The sequence below is a fragment of the Caldicellulosiruptor changbaiensis genome, assembly GCF_003999255.1.
Taxonomy (GTDB): domain Bacteria; phylum Bacillota; class Thermoanaerobacteria; order Caldicellulosiruptorales; family Caldicellulosiruptoraceae; genus Caldicellulosiruptor; species Caldicellulosiruptor changbaiensis.
In genome coordinates this window covers 533,915-549,647 of record NZ_CP034791.1, presented here as the reverse complement: position 1 = coordinate 549,647, position 15,733 = coordinate 533,915, and the positions used below count along the sequence as shown (strand labels likewise).

The 15,733-nt window shown below is 30.7% G+C and carries 11 protein-coding genes and 1 pseudogene; 7 read left to right on the top strand and 5 right to left on the bottom strand.

The window, feature by feature from the left end:
- Positions 1–4: 4 nt before the first annotated feature.
- From ELD05_RS02440 to ELD05_RS02420, 5 genes and pseudogenes are all read right to left on the bottom strand, one after another.
- Positions 5–190: pseudogene (locus tag ELD05_RS02440) on the bottom strand (carbohydrate ABC transporter permease); the annotation flags it as partial.
- A gap of 673 nt (positions 191–863) precedes the next feature.
- The gene (locus tag ELD05_RS02435) at positions 864–2,318 is read right to left on the bottom strand and encodes a glycoside hydrolase family 32 protein (protein WP_127351223.1); all 1,455 of its coding nucleotides are present in this window, start codon (positions 2,316–2,318) and stop codon (positions 864–866) included.
- Positions 2,319–2,341: 23 nt separating this feature from the next.
- Complete coding sequence (locus tag ELD05_RS02430) at positions 2,342–3,166, bottom strand: carbohydrate ABC transporter permease (protein ID WP_013404036.1); 825 nt, start codon at positions 3,164–3,166, stop codon at positions 2,342–2,344.
- Positions 3,167–4,042 carry a carbohydrate ABC transporter permease gene (locus ELD05_RS02425; protein WP_127351222.1) on the bottom strand — a complete coding sequence of 292 codons (876 nt, stop codon included), beginning with the start codon at positions 4,040–4,042 and terminating at the stop codon, positions 3,167–3,169.
- Between the two features lie 78 nt (positions 4,043–4,120).
- Entirely contained in the window at positions 4,121–5,422 is a 1,302-nt protein-coding gene (locus ELD05_RS02420; protein WP_127351221.1) for an ABC transporter substrate-binding protein, read from the bottom strand.
- A 237-nt stretch (positions 5,423–5,659) separates the two neighbouring features.
- Here ELD05_RS02420 and ELD05_RS02415 point away from each other — a divergent pair, with 237 nt between their 5' ends.
- The 7 genes from ELD05_RS02415 (at position 5,660) to ELD05_RS14265 (ending at position 15,717) form a co-directional block, all read left to right on the top strand.
- Entirely contained in the window at positions 5,660–6,637 is a 978-nt protein-coding gene (locus ELD05_RS02415; RefSeq protein WP_013404039.1) for a LacI family DNA-binding transcriptional regulator, read from the top strand.
- Positions 6,638–6,654: 17 nt separating this feature from the next.
- Positions 6,655–7,407, top strand: a complete 753-nt coding sequence (gene cas6 / locus ELD05_RS02410; RefSeq protein ID WP_127351220.1) for a CRISPR-associated endoribonuclease Cas6 — start codon at positions 6,655–6,657, stop codon at positions 7,405–7,407.
- A gap of 21 nt (positions 7,408–7,428) precedes the next feature.
- The gene (locus tag ELD05_RS02405) at positions 7,429–9,195 is read left to right on the top strand and encodes an ABC transporter ATP-binding protein (RefSeq protein WP_127351219.1); all 1,767 of its coding nucleotides are present in this window, start codon (positions 7,429–7,431) and stop codon (positions 9,193–9,195) included.
- Positions 9,195–10,214: an aldo/keto reductase gene (locus ELD05_RS02400; RefSeq protein WP_241243580.1), complete on the top strand. Its 1,020-nt coding sequence runs from the start codon at positions 9,195–9,197 to the stop codon at positions 10,212–10,214. Before ELD05_RS02405 ends, ELD05_RS02400 begins: the two co-directional genes overlap by 1 nt.
- A gap of 168 nt (positions 10,215–10,382) precedes the next feature.
- A complete protein-coding gene (locus ELD05_RS02395; RefSeq protein WP_127351217.1) occupies positions 10,383–13,802 on the top strand; it encodes an SNF2-related protein in 3,420 nt (1,139 codons plus the stop codon).
- A gap of 531 nt (positions 13,803–14,333) precedes the next feature.
- Positions 14,334–14,918, top strand: a complete 585-nt coding sequence (locus ELD05_RS14270; RefSeq protein ID WP_241243579.1) for a hypothetical protein — start codon at positions 14,334–14,336, stop codon at positions 14,916–14,918.
- Positions 14,851–15,717, top strand: a complete 867-nt coding sequence (locus ELD05_RS14265; protein WP_241243578.1) for a hypothetical protein — start codon at positions 14,851–14,853, stop codon at positions 15,715–15,717. Before ELD05_RS14270 ends, ELD05_RS14265 begins: the two co-directional genes overlap by 68 nt.
- Positions 15,718–15,733: the final 16 nt, after the last annotated feature.

Sequence of the window (15,733 nt, the reverse complement as noted above, 5' to 3'; positions counted from 1 at the left end):
TATGCTAACTTTTTATACCTGTCAAAGCAATAGTTTCAATTATATATTTTTGCCCCAGCAAATAAACAATCAAAACAGGAATTATTGCTATCGTAGATGCAGCTATCATAAGTGCCCAGTCTGTAACATATATTCCTTTAAACTGAGCAAACAAAAGTGGTACTGTATACTTTTCTGGAGTATTCAAAAAATTAATGAACCCAAAAAATCATAATAGAAATTGCTTTGAAAAACAAAAAGATGTTGTAAAAATTATAAAAGACTTGCTTGTTAAACTTGAAAATTCTAAAGAAATAATTATTTTTAATGGTGAAGTTTGAATGATCAAGCAAAGAATTATATTAAAGAAATTCTTACAATCGCACTTCAATATGAGAAGATAATTAATTAAAAATGATATATTGTGTATCATGCATTCTTTTGTTATTCATTCCATAAATTTTTATTATTAATGAAGTACTGTAGGATCAGGAGCGATCAGAATATGGATGTAGGAAAAAGAATTAAATAACTAAGAAAAAGATACAAAATTAGCCAATATAAATTAGCAAGATTTAGTAAATATCGGACAATCAAACTTATAGGACATCGAAAGAGGTATAAAACAACCTACTATCTCAACAATTGGAAATTTGTGTAAAGCTTTTAATATAAGTCTGTCAGAATTTTTTAAAGAAGACATTGTTGAAATATCTCCAGAAGTCAGAGAACTTTTGAAACATACATCCAAACTTTCACCTGAATAAATTAAAAAGCTTAGTGAATTTTTGAGTTCTCTTTGAATGAAATAAGAATATTTATGAATGAAAAATAAAAGGAATCCCCCTTGTTATATAAAACTTTTTAAAGCAAGGGGGCATAAATCAAATTTTTATTTCATATATTTTTGCAGATATCTTGCCTTGGCCGTATATTTGTACCTTGACAAAATCCATTTTTTCAGCTGGATAAATTCTATAAGTAAAAACTATTTCTCCCTCATTAAGAAAAATCTCTACTGACGAAGTGTCTACTAATAATTTTATCTTTAATAAATCATCTATAGCAATTGAAGGAATACACTCTTGTTGTATTTCCTCACATTCAACAATTTCGACTTCAAATTTTTTTAATATTGAATTATAACTCATCATAAAGAAAGGTTTTTTATTATTTGCTTTGTCATAAAATTCTATATCTATGTTCTTCAATTCATTAAAACTCATACTAAAGTCTACTTCAAATGTATCTAAATTACAACAATCTAACTTTATTTCATCATTATTAATATTCTTTTCCACACTAATCCTTTCCTTTTTATATCTTTCAATCTCATAAATAGGTTTTGTAATTAATTTATTATTTACATACTCCAATTGCCGAGGTAAAGTTAAAGCCCCAGCCCAGTTATGTCCGTGCTGAGTTGGAATTTTTACATTCCAATTATCCATCCATGCTATCATCAGTCTTCTACCATCAGGTGCAACTGTTGTTTGTGGTGCATAAAAATGCCTACCATAATCTAATTTATTGTAATAATCAATCTTAAAATTACCTCTTTCATAATCCATTTTACCAACAAAATATATACTTTCACTTTTAAGAACTTTTTCCCCTTCTTTTTTTTGATATGATAGAATCAAAATATCATGATCACATAGAGAAAATAAATCGGGACACTCCCAAACATCTCCATCAATTATATTTTCATTTTTCAAAATCGTATTAACATAATTCCATTTTATTAGGTCTTGCGATTTATAAAGTAAAATTTGACCTCTACCTTTTTTATCTTGAGAAGCAATCACCATATAATAATAATCATCCATCTTAAAAATCTTAGGATCTCTAAAATCTTTTTTGTTTGAATCATCTGGTAAATCATTTAAATCAATAATAGGATTATTAGTATATTTCTGGAACGTTATACCATCTTCTGAAAATGCAAGACATTGAGTTTGAATATAATTATTGTGATTCTTATTTATGTGACCAGTATATACTAAATATAGTTTTCCGTCCTTTTCAATTGCACTTCCTGAAAAACAACCATCTTTATCATAATCCATATCAGGAGCTAAAGCAATTGGCATATATTCCCATTTAATCATATCATCACTTATTGCGTGTCCCCAATAAGTTGCATTCCAAAAAGGCTCAAATGGATTATACTGAAAAAAACAGTGATAGACTCCATTATAATAGACAAAACCATTCGGATCATTTATCCATCCGCATTCGCCCATTAAATGAAATTTTAAGCGATATTTTTTATTAATTTTACTCTTATACGTTTGTACGTAGTCATTAGCCTTTTTTAGTAGATCTAATTTTTCCATATTTGACACTCCAATTTTGTTATTTATTTTATTGCTCCTTTTAAGATACCGTTAATAATATTTTTCTGTAAAATAAGATACACAATAATTATAGGTGTTATCGTTAAAATTAATGCTGCCATGGCTAATCCATAATCAGCAGTATAGGTACCATAAAAATAAAATGTTGAAAGTTGTAAAGTTCTTTTTTCAGCTGAAATCAGTATGAGACTTGGTAATAAAAAGTCATTCCATATCCAAAGTCCATCTAATATCACAATTGTAGTAGTCACTGGTTTTAAAAGAGGAAATACTACTTTCCAAAAAGTTTGAAATTCCGTTGCACCTTCAACATAAGCTGCTTCTTCCAATTCATAAGGAATACCTTTTATAAACCCATGATACATAAAAACAGCAAAGGCTGCTCCAAATCCCCAATACATGTAAATTAATGTCCACATATTGTTAAGTAAATTGAGAGTTCCATAGATTTTTACCAAGGGAATCATGATAGCTTGAAAAGGTATAATCATAGAAGCTATCATAAGACTAAATACCAATCTATTTAATTTCCATTTCTTTCTTACAAATAAATATGCAGTCATTGCAGAAAACACTACAATACCACCAATACTAAAAAAAGTAATTATTAAAGTATTCAAAAATCCTCTTAAATAGGTCATTTTTTCTGCTGCTTTGATATAGTTTGATACACTAAACTTTGTTGGTAAACTTAATGGATTCGCCATTATATCATTTGTTGTTTTAAATGAATTAATAATAACAGCAATAAATGGTAATATATATAAAAGAGAAATAAGCAAGACAATAAAAAATTTAATATAATCTTTATAAACCTTCTTAGACATTTAAGCTTCCACCTCTGCTTTTTTACTAAGGTATACCTGGATCGAAGTTATAATGGCAACTGTAATAAACAATATTATAGCTTTTGCTTGACCAATTCCATAATTTTGGGATAGAAATGCTTCGCTATAAACGTGCATTGATACAAGTTCAGTACTTCTAAATGGACCTCCTTTTGTAAGAGCAAGATTCAAATCATAAACCATGAAACTTCTTTGTAAAGACAAAAATACAGATACTGTAAAAGAAGGTGCTAATAAGGGCAATATTATTTTAGTAATCCTTGTTAATTGACCTGCTCCATCTATAGTTGATGCCTCAATTATATCTTGAGGTATTCCAACAAGCCCAGCTATATAAATCATCATCATATAGCCAGAATATTGCCACACTGTTACAATCACTAACGCCCAAAAAGCCTTCTGAGGACTTGCTAACCATGAATTACTTATCAATCCAAGTCCTATTTTTTGACCAATATAAGGTAAGGTATTATTAAAAATAAATTGCCATATAAACCCTAATACAATACCACCTATTAAATTTGGAGTGAAAAGTGCAATTCTGAAGACATTTTGTCCCTTTATCCCGCTTGTTAATAAATAAGCCAATAAAAAAGCTATAAGATTAATAAACAAAACACTAAAAAAAACATATTTTAGAGTTAATGTGAAGGAATATAAAAAAGTAGAATCATTTAAAATCGAAATATAATTCCTAATACCTACATACTTTTTTGTAGCTTCAATACCATTCCAATCAGTTAAAGTTAAATAAACCCCGTACAAGAAAGGAATAATCACAACTGTTAAAAATACCATTGTCGTTATACCAGTAAAAATTATATAATTAACTACATTTTTTGCCTTATTCTTCATTATCTGTCCTCCTCATAACAAAGAAGAATTAAAGAAGGACAGCAGACTTTAATCTACTATCCTTCTTTTTGTTTTTAATTATTTTACTGTTAACCAATAATTTTTTATTTCTGTATATAATTGAGAGCGTTTAATTATACCTGCTAAGTATTTTTGCATAGAAGCACCTACTTTAGGCCAATGATCAGAAGGTAAAATAGGAGTTCTAAAAGTTCTACCCTCTTTTAAGTAACTAATAATTGATTTTGCAAGAGGATCATTTGGAGTTAAATTAATATTTTTAAAAGGTGGAATTATGCTTAAAGTATAAACCCATGCTTTTTGTCCATCAGAATTATACACAAGCCAATTCAAAAATTGCTTTGCAGCTAACTGCTGAGCTTTACTATTATTCTTAGCATCAATACAAAGGATTTTAGATGGACCAGCAACAATTGCTTTGTTATAAAAGTCATTTGGATCATTGCTTATTGGTACTGGTAAAAATCCATATTCGCTATTCTGTGGATTTGCATCTTTTATTTGTGGCCATGCCCAGTTACCCATGAACCAAAAAGCAACTTTTCCATTTGCTAATAGTTGTGGTCCTTGCTCGTATGTTCCAGCCAAAGGCGAATTCTTTAGATAATTGTACTTTCTAAGCATATCAAATGTATCTAACAAACCGTTAAATACCTTGTTTGTTTGCAAATTTACTTTCCCAGTTTTCAATTTTTTAATAAATTCATAATTCTTTTGCATATCTTTTGACTGAGCACCATAAGCTATGCCAAGATAATGGGCCCCCAAAGACCAATCCAAAGGCGATATTAAAATAGGTGTAACTTTCTTTTGTTGAAGTTTTTTAAATAGGTTCTCTAAATCATTTCTTGTTTTTATTGTTGAAGGATTAAATTTCCCTATTGTTTTTTCAATTACTTGTTTATTGTAAATAAGCCCATAGCCTTCAATAGCAAAAGGAAAACCCATAACTTGCCCATTAAATGTAATATCATCCAAAGTGCCATTTATCGCGTCTTTTACCCATTTTTCTTTTGTAAGATTTAAAAAGTAACTTTTAAATTTTGCTACATCTGAAGAATCAATCATAGAAATACTTGGTGCATTACCAGATGCATACATTGTCGAGAGTTTTTCAAAAGGTGACTGACCTGCGCCAACAGGAATAATCTCTAAATTTACATTAGGATAAGTTTTGGAAAAACTTTTTGCTACGTCTTCTAACTGAGAATTAATTTCACCCTTTGTGCTCATCAAAGTTATTTTTACCTTTTTAGATCCTGCTTTTGAAACAGTAATGTTCAATGAATAAATACCAAAAACTAAAATGAAAACTAACACAACACCTATCATCGTTGATAAAAATTTTTTTAAACTCATCAAAAAACCACCCTCCATTGAAATTAAAATTTAATTTAGTTTAAGTATATATCACTTTTGATTATATGTCAAGCGGTTGACATACAAAAATTTTAGTGATTTTTGCATAAACCAGATTTTGTTTATATTGATGAGGTAATTGCTACACTAACACCGCTGAGCCAACAAAAATTTAATAATAAATTTAAAATTAATGCGAATTAATGATAAAATAAGATATGGAGGTAGATAATAAAAATGGCAAGTTTAAAGGATGTAGCAAAGAGAGCAGGAGTTACTGTAACAACTGTTTCTCGAGTTCTAAATAACAGAGGATATATCAGTGAAGAGACTCGTAAAAAGGTTTACAAAGCCATGGAAGAGCTTAACTATCAACCAAATGAAATTGCAAGAGCTCTATATAAGAAAAGATCTTATTTTATTGGACTTATTATTCCTGATGTCTCCCACCCTTTTTTTGCTGAAGTTACTAAATATATTGAATATTATGCTTCCTTAAACGGCTACAAAATTCTACTTTGTAATTCATATTTAAATCCAGAAAAAGAGAAAGAATATATAAACATGTTAAAAAGACATCAAGTTGATGGGATAATCATGGGAAGTCACACATTAGATATAGAAGATTATAAAAATCTGAATTTTCCAATTGTAGCCTTAGATAGATATCTATCTGATGATATACCTTATATAACTTCAGATAATTTTACAGGAGCAGTTTTAGCAACTAATTTATTAATTCAAAAAGGATGTAAATGTTTAGCACATATTAGTGGTCCCTTGGAATTAAATACACCTGCTAATGATAGATATTATGGCTTTTTGAAAGTTGTATCTGAAAATAATATTGAGCATGTTGTTGTCGAAACCAAATTAAATAAATTTGATATGGAGGAGTATCAAAAAATAATCAATGATCTGTTCGAAAAAAATCCATTTATCGATGGTATTTTTGCAAGTAGTGATATGATAGCAATTACAGCCATCAAAGTTGCAGAGGCTTTTAAAAAACGCGTCCCTGATGATTTAAAAATAATAGGATTTGACGACATTAACATAGCTTCATGGTATAAACCTTCCATAACAACAATAAGGCAAAATAAAGAAGAAATTGCAAAAAAATCTATTGAAATTCTGATAAATTTGATAGAAGGCAAAAAAGTAGAAAATAAAAACATTTTGCCTATTTCTCTTATTGAAAGAGAAACAACATAAGAAAGGAGATTGTTACGTTGCGCCTTAAAGTAGACTTTGAATCCCAAAAGCCAATAGAACTTCCTATTCATTACAACTACTTTGTCCAGTCCATGATATACAATACTATTGATGATAAAATCTATGCAACATTTTTACATGATAAGGGATATGAGGTTGATTTGAAAAACTTTAAACTCTTTTCATTTTCTCGCTTAGAAGGACCATTTAAAATTGTGGGAAATGACTCAAACAAAAAGATAGTTTTTGACAAAAAGGTTTCACTTATAATCTCTTCACCTGTTGAGGATTTTATTACAAAGTTTTCAACCGGGCTCTTAAAAAAAGATCAAATCTATCTAAAAGATAATATACTATATGTGACATCTGCAAATATGCTCAGAAAACCGAAATTTTCAAGTTTCCATAAAATAAAAATGTTATCTCCTATGTGTGCATACAAAACAATCAGAAACGAAAATTCAGAATACAAACACTTTTTTACTCCTTTTGAGGATGAGTTTTATAACCTCATTTCTCAAAACCTGATGAAAAAATGCAAGCTTTTAATAAAAGACTTTGACGAAAAAAACTTTAAATTTGATTTAAAACCATTAAAGGTTGAAGAAAAAACACACTTTAAACCCATGCTTTTTAAAAAGACGCCTATAAAAGGCTGGCTTGGTTTTTATACAATTGAAACTGACCCAATAATAATGGAGGTGGCATATTACTGCGGACTTGGCTCAAAAAACTCTCAGGGATTTGGACTTTTTGAAATCATTGAGTAAGTTTTTCAAGGAGATGATTGAATGGGGTATTTGATAAAGCTTGTGAAGATGGCAAGACCATACTGGAAATATCTTGTTGTCTCTGGTATCTCCATGCTTGCTATCACAGCACTAAACCTTCTTGGTCCGTGGCTTGTGAGGGATTTGACGGGAATAATTACAAATATTAGCAAGTACCCAAATGCAAAAAGAATGATAATCAACATTTCTCTTATATTGATTCTATCTTACATTTTAAGGATTGTATTTCAGTTTTTAAATAGTTATCTCTCACATTATGCAGCATGGAATTTAGTTGCACATGTGAGAACTTTGGTTTATAGCAAGCTTCAACAGCTTTCTTTCGGATATTTCGTAGACAAACAAACAGGGCAGCTTATGTCAAGAGTTGTAAATGATACTGCAAACTTTGAAGTCTTGATTGCCCATGCAGTACCAGAGCTATTTACGAATTCTCTTATAATACTTGGTGTTGCATCCATTCTTTTTATCATAAATCCTGTTCTTGCTGCGCTATCTTTAATTCCTATACCATTTTTGATTTTAAGCGGTACAGTCTTTGCCAAAAAGATTTTGCCAAATTTTAGAGAAGCTCAAAAAGCCTTAGCAGATTTAAATGCCGACTTGCAAGACAATCTCTCAGGTATCCGTGAAATACAGATTTTCAACAAGCAGGAAAAAGAGCTTTTAAAAATAAAAGAAAAAATTTACAGGCACATTCATGCACTTTTGAGTGCACTCAAGCTCTCAGCAGTGTTTCATCCAACTGTAAGTTTTTTAAGCTCTGTTGGAACAGTGATAGTAGTTTCTGTTGGTGGACTTATGGCCCTGAGAGGAAAAGTTCCAGTGCAAGATATTGTTGGATTTATTTTGTATCTTAGCATGTTCTATCAACCGGTGACTCAGCTATCTCAAGTTATTGAAAACGTTCAGCAAGCTTTGGCAGGTGCTGAGAGAGTTTTTGAGATTCTTCAAACAGAATCACAAATCAAAGAAAAAGAAAATGCCACTGAGCTTAAAAATGTTAAAGGAAAAATCACATTTGAAAATGTCTCATTTTCATATAATCCTGATATTCAAGTTCTGAAGAATATCTCATTTGAAATTCAGCCGGGACAAATGGTTGCATTTGTTGGCCCCACCGGTGTTGGAAAAACTACAATTATGTATCTATTAAATCGTTTTTATGACCCAGATTCAGGTGTAATTAAAATTGACGATATTGATATAAAGGATGTTACATTGAAATCTCTGCATGATAATATCAGTATGGTAATGCAAGATGTGTTTTTGTTCAACGGAACAGTGGCACAAAATATTGCATACGGAAAAGAAAATGCTACCATGGATGAAATAATTCAAGCTGCAAAAATTGCCTGTGCTCACGACTTTATCCAAAATCTTCCTCAGGGTTACAATACGGTAATCGGCGAAAGAGGAGTAAAGCTCTCTGGAGGCCAAAAACAGCGTTTGGCAATTGCAAGAGCTGTCTTGAAAAATGCACCAATTTTAATTTTGGATGAAGCAACATCATCTGTTGACACAGAGACTGAAAATGAGATTCAAAGAGCAATCAACAACTTGGCAGGAACAAGGACGATATTAATAATTGCTCACAGGCTATCTACTGTAAAAAAGGCAGATAAGATCATAGTTTTGAAAGAAGGTGAAATTGTAGAGGTTGGCACGCATGATGAGCTTATTGCTAAAAAAGGACTTTATTATCATTTGTGTTCTGTGCAGTTAATTGATGAAGACAATAGAGTGGTAAGGGGGAATATGTATTGATGTACAGGAGACTTGGAAGAACAAATATTGAAGTTTTTCCAATAGCATTTGGTGGAATACCAATACAAAGAATCGATGAGGAGTCTGCTATAAGATTAATCAGAAGAGCAATTGAAGTTGGAATTAATTTGATTGACACTGCAAGAGGCTATACTGATAGTGAAATTAAAATTGGTAAGGCTTTGAAAGGAACTAACAAAAAAGTATACTTGGCATCTAAATCGCAAAATAGAACAAAAGAAGGAATTTTGAAGGATATTGAAATAAGCCTTAAAAACCTTGGTGTCGAACAAATTGATATTTATCAGCTACATGGCATAAATGATTTAGATACATTCAATAGAGTATTTTCTGAAGATGGCGCATACTGGGGATTGGTTGAAGCAAAGGAAAAAGGGCTTATTAGATTTATCGGCGCTTCAAGCCACAGTACAGAAATTCTTGAAAAGTTAATAAATACAGATAAATTTGATGTAATCCAGCTTTGCTATAATATAATAGAAACAGATGTAGAAGACAAAGTTTTCCTATTAGCACTCCAAAAAGATATCGGAATAATTGCAATGAAACCAGTTGGTGGCGGTGTTATCCCAAACGCTGCTCTATCTTTAAAATACGTATTGCAAAAAGAATTTGTCGTGCCCGACCCTGGAATAGAAACTATTGAGGAATTAGAACAAAACGTAAATGTAGCAATGAACCTTAGCCCTTTGACTGATGATGAAATGAAAGAAATAGAAAATATTCGAAAAGAGCTCGGCAAAGAATTTTGCAGAAGATGCAATTATTGTCAGCCATGTCCTCAGCAAATTCCTATTTGGGTAATACTCCATGCAGATTCAGCAATGAAAAGACTACCTTTTAATACTCTAAAGTCTGGCTGGTTTTATGATGCATATCAAAAAGCAAAAAATTGCATTAAATGTGGAGTTTGCGTAACAAGATGCCCATACAATTTGCCAATACCAGATATGATTGAGAAAAAGCTTGAGATTATTCGAATAACAATTGGCAATTAATCTAATCTTTAAGCTTCTTTCCTTGAAAATTTAAGGGATGAGGCTTTTTGTTTTGGATAAGAGAATTGAGCATTTCTAATAATTTTTAGATTATTGAATAAAGTTCATTTTTTGATAAAATCAATGTGGATGAAAAGCTCTATAAATGCAAAAAGGATGTGAAAAACAATGTCTTTAGAACTTGATTATCAAACAATTGTGCAGTTTCTCTCAGAGCAAAAACTTGCATATTTTGCAAAAAACAGAAAAGCCTTTGAAAAGGGAATTGACCTTGCTCGAAAAATTAAAAAAGAAAATATTCAGTATGACCAAGAAGAAAATGCAATATTTGCAAAAGTAGAAGATGGCAAGAACGAATACTGGGTTTTTATCGATTTTGCTCTGCCTTTATATATGTCTCAGGACTTCTTTGGAAATATTGAGATTGAAAATATAATCATAACTGCTGCATGTTCATGCAGTTTAGAAAATATCACTTTTGAATCAGAAGAAGAAATAGATATTGAAGATTTTGTTCAGTTTGAAGATTTTTGCCGGCATATAATTGCTGTGTTAAAAAGTTTTGCTGACGGTAAATATATTCTCAATAGCCTAAATAAGATGCAAGAAACTCTGTCTCAAATGTTAGAACAAAAGTTAAATGAGGCTATTGAGAAGGAAAAAACAAAAAACTCTCGCATTTATCAGTTTATATCAAGCAATTTTGAAGAAAGTTATATAAAGTTTTCACTTGATAACTTATCTAAAAAGTCTCCCAATATATTTTTAGAAAAATACTTTGGTTCTTCTTCGAATGACATAATAACTTTGAAATTAAAGATAAAAACTTCAGATCTTAAAAGAGATTATGTAGTTTCAAATATACCAGAATTTTTAAAAGCATACGAACAAAAACAACCATTTCAGTTTGGTAAGAATTTTGTGTCCAATCCTACTTATCATTTTTTTGGTGAAAAAGACAAAAAATTTTTGGATGTACTTTTGAAGTATCTGAACTTTTTAGATTTAGAAACAGAAAAAAATACTCTTTACTTACCTGCAAAAATTGCAAATGAAATAATCGAAATCCTTGACAATGAAGAAATTTTTATATCTTTTGATTACTTTGTAGCAAATTATTATGATGCTCAAAAAGTAAAAGTTGATCTTTGCACTAAAGTAAAACCTAAGATTTCATTTAAACTCGAAGATAATCAGGTAAGACTTTACAGTGATTTAATAGATATTGCTAACAGAAAATTTTTATATGGCGACGGAAGTTATTTTGTTTCAGATGGTACTCTTTACAAGCTTACACCAGAGCAAAAGATATTTTCTTCAATAATTAAAAAAATGGCTGAAGCAAATAGAGTATTTAATTTTTTTAAAGTTGAATACGTTAAATTTTTTACCCTTAATAAAGAAGACTTTTGTGACTTTATGAATAAATATTATCTATTTTTAGACCAGCACTTTGAATTAGAAATTGACCCTGACCTCAAAAAATTTATTTTAGAAGATTATATTATTAAACCCAAATTATATTTGGAATTTGAGAATGAAAGGTTTGTTGCAAGAATCAGTGGAATGAATGAAATATTTGATACAATTTCAAAAACCAAGAAAGTTCCATTATTTGATTATTTTAGTTTGTTTGAGATTCAAAGTATTTTGTTTGCTTATGGGTTTAATGAGATAAAATCTGACCAAGAATTTTATTATGAATGTCTTGACCCCGATATGTTCATGGAATTCTTAGCAGAAGGTGTTTCGCAAATCCAAAAGATAACTGACGTTTATTATTCAGAAGATTTTAAAAAGCTTAAAATTAAAAAAGATGTAAAAATTATCCCCTGCTTAAAATATTCTAAACACTCAATTGACTTCTGGCTTGAAAGTAATGAGCTTGAGAGTTCAGAGCTTAAAAATATTCTTGATGCAATAAAGAAAAAGAAAAAGTATTACAAACTCAAAGATGGTTCAATTTTGATTTTAGATAGTCCAAATATGAAAAAATTAGTTTCATTTATAGATTCTGCATCTGACATAGGCCAGGTTATAAAAGAAAAAGCTGAGCTTTCTTTACAAGAAGCAGTAGCTATAACAAAACTTTTAGATGAAAGCGGAATTCAAGCAACCGGAGTTGAAAGTGTAAAAAGCATTATCGAAAAGATAGAAAATATTAAAGAAACTGATATCCAAATCCCGGTTGAGCTTCAAGGTGTGTTAAGAGATTATCAGAAACTTGGAATAAAATGGTTATCTTCTCTATTTGAAAATGAACTTGGTGGAATTTTAGCTGATGATATGGGGCTTGGAAAAACGCTTCAGGTACTTGGCTTTATTCTTGCAAATAAGCAAAAAATTAAAAAACCAGTATTAGCCATTGTGCCAACATCACTTATTTATAACTGGAAACAAGAGATTGAAAAATTCGCACCAGGTCTGAAAACTTTAATTATTGACTCAACACCTGCAAAGCGCAAAAAAGCTATAGAAAAAATACCAGAATATGATATTGTAATTACATCATATGCACTTTTGAGAAAAGATATAGAACTTTATAAAGACATCGATTTTAGTGTTTGTATCTTGGACGAAGCACAGTACATAAAAAATCCTCACTCACAAATAAAGCTGGCTGTAAAAGAAATCTGTGCAGATGCTAAATTTGCATTGACAGGTACACCAATCGAAAATAATCTCATAGAACTGTGGTCAATCTTTGATTTTATACTTCCTGGGTATTTAGGAGGAGCTGAGAAATTTGTTGAGCGTTTTGCAATGCCAATTTATAGCGGAGACAATAATGCTTTGGAAAAATTAAAAAAGCTGATAAAACCGTTTGTTTTAAGAAGAGTAAAACAAGATGTATTAATCGAACTTCCTGAGCTAATAGAAACAAATATCCAAGTTGCAATGAGCCCTGAACAGGAAAAAATCTACAAGCAATTTTTAGTTTCAGCCAAAAAAGAGATTGAAAAAGAAATAGATTCAGCTGGGTTTGAAAAAAGTCAAATAAAAATATTTTCCTTATTAACAAGACTAAGACAGATCTGCTGTCATCCAAAGCTTGTATTTGAAGATTACAAAGGAAGCTCTGGTAAGATGGAAGCACTGAAAGAAATTTTACAAGACTGTTTAGAAAGCGGGCACAGGGTAATTATATATTCTCAGTGGACTTCAATGTTATCTATTATCAAGAAAATGCTTGACAAGGAAAAAATTTTATACTTTTACTTAGACGGTGCAACAAAAGCTGAAGACAGAGTTGAAATGGTGAACAGGTTCAACAGTGGAGAGAGAAATGTCTTCTTACTTTCTCTAAAAGCTGGTGGATTTGGGCTCAATATTACTGGCGCAGACGTTGTTATTCACTTTGATGCATGGTGGAACCCGGCAGTTGAAAACCAGGCAACAGCAAGAGCACACAGGCTGGGTCAGAAAAATGTTGTTCAGTCATTTAAGATTATAACCAAAAATTCAATAGAAGAAAAAATACTTGCTTTGCAGCAGAAAAAGAAAGACTTATTTGATAGCTTAATCGAAGCAAGTCAATCGTTTATAGGAAAATTTTCTAAAGAGGAAATATTGGAGTTGTTGGAGTAAAGCGATATTTTATGAGCTAAGGATTAACAGAATTTTGTATTTAAATATGGCTTTACTTTTTTAGTTTTAAAAATCTAAAACACAGGAGGACTGAATTTGACAAAATAAGAACCTCAATTTTTCACTACTTATTTACTTATGTAAGTTCTAAATATTCCTTGTATGTGCTTAGATTTTTGCTGTTTTTAGCTTCTTTGCATTCAGTGTCCCTCCAGTTCCTCCTTGTGCTTTTTGTCAATTTTATCTTATATTTTATCAAGTTGTTGAATAAAAGAAATAACCATATAGAGTAAACATAGTAACAAATGAAAAAAAGCCCCTTGTGTCATAAATTAATTTAAGAGAAAACCACAACAAAACACAAGACCATTTAATTAGTTTTCGTCTTAACTTCCGTTTATATTTTGCATATTAAACAAATTTAGTAACAAATATATGAAAAAATTCATCAATATTATATATTGTTTTTTTTTTTTTTTTTTTTTTTTGGGATATAATCAAACAAAAATTGAGAAACGAGGAGTGAGGGGTATGAGTAGTAAAATTATTACGAATTATAACCTGATTAAGAATACTCACAACAATATTAAGGTCAATAGTTCCAATCATAGTGTTTCTGCACGATCGCTTTCAACAGGTTGGATTGTGCCTAATAAACCTTCTGTGCAGTCTACTGCTGCATACAAAGTTACACTTTCAAACACTTCTTTGCAAAAAGCTTCTACCAGCAGTAAAACTCATGGTTCGAATACACGAAATAGTGGAGGGATTTTGGGTATTTTTTCAAATATCAAAAAAGATATTAGTGACACTGCAAAAAGTATTCAGAACAAAGTCAACAATTTTGTAAAATCTACAGTTTCAAATTTGAATAACACAGTTAAAACAGTAGAGCACAAAATTTCTTCAGTAGTAAAATCAACTGGGAAAAAATTAGAGACCGTTGCAAAGGATATTAAAGAAGGTTTGAAAAAAGCTGTAGATGTTACAACAACAAATAGTATTTCTGTTGTAGGGAATAAAACTATAAAAGAGAAAAAAAATAACCTTGAATGTAGCAGGCAACAAAATGTATCTAAAATTTACATCTTCAGTAAGTGGAGAAGTAGGAGTTGAAAAATCTTCTCAGTACAAAGCAAATACAAAGAAGGCTTCTGGTTTTGTTGAGCACAGCAATTCTGGTAAATTGAATTTGGAATTAGAGAAGAGAAAAGTAAATAAGAAATTTGAGGCTTCAACAGAAACTGCAATAGGGAAAAATGTAAAAAATGAAATGAAAGTAACAGTTAACAAAAGGGGTGCTGAGATTGTAGGTGGAACAAAACTGGTGCTTTTGAAGACACATAATCAGGAAGTTAATGTAACAGTTGGGGGAGCAGTAAAGAGCAATGGAAAAGCTGAAATAAATTTAGCTAAGGTAACTCATTCTTTATCAACAGGTAAGATAACTTCCGAAAAAAGCGTAGGGTTAAGCATTGATGAGAAAACTTTTAATAAGATAAAGACCACTATGCAGGGTGTATGGCTCGCAGTACCAAATGATACAAAGTTTAAGATAGGAGTTGCTGTTGGAGTTTTCAAAGGGGCTGTAAATACTGCAAAGAGTTTAGTTGATGTTGTAACTCATCCAAAACAGATTGTAGAAGGGGTAAAAGTGGTAGTTAAACATCCTCAGGCAGCATTAAAATATGTAGAGCAATCTGTTGCTAAGGCAAAGAAAGAATTTGTAAATGGTGATGTTTACAAAAAAGGAGAAATGGTAGGGAAAGCACTGTTTGAAGTAGGGGTTAGTATAGCAGGTACCAAAGGATTGGATAAGTTAGCAAAGGCAGCCAAAGTATCTGGTAATTTAGGAAAACTTAAAAAAGTATTTGATGTTACGACAAAAGTGGCAAAACCAGCTTTTGGTCATTAAATCTTTGCACACAGAG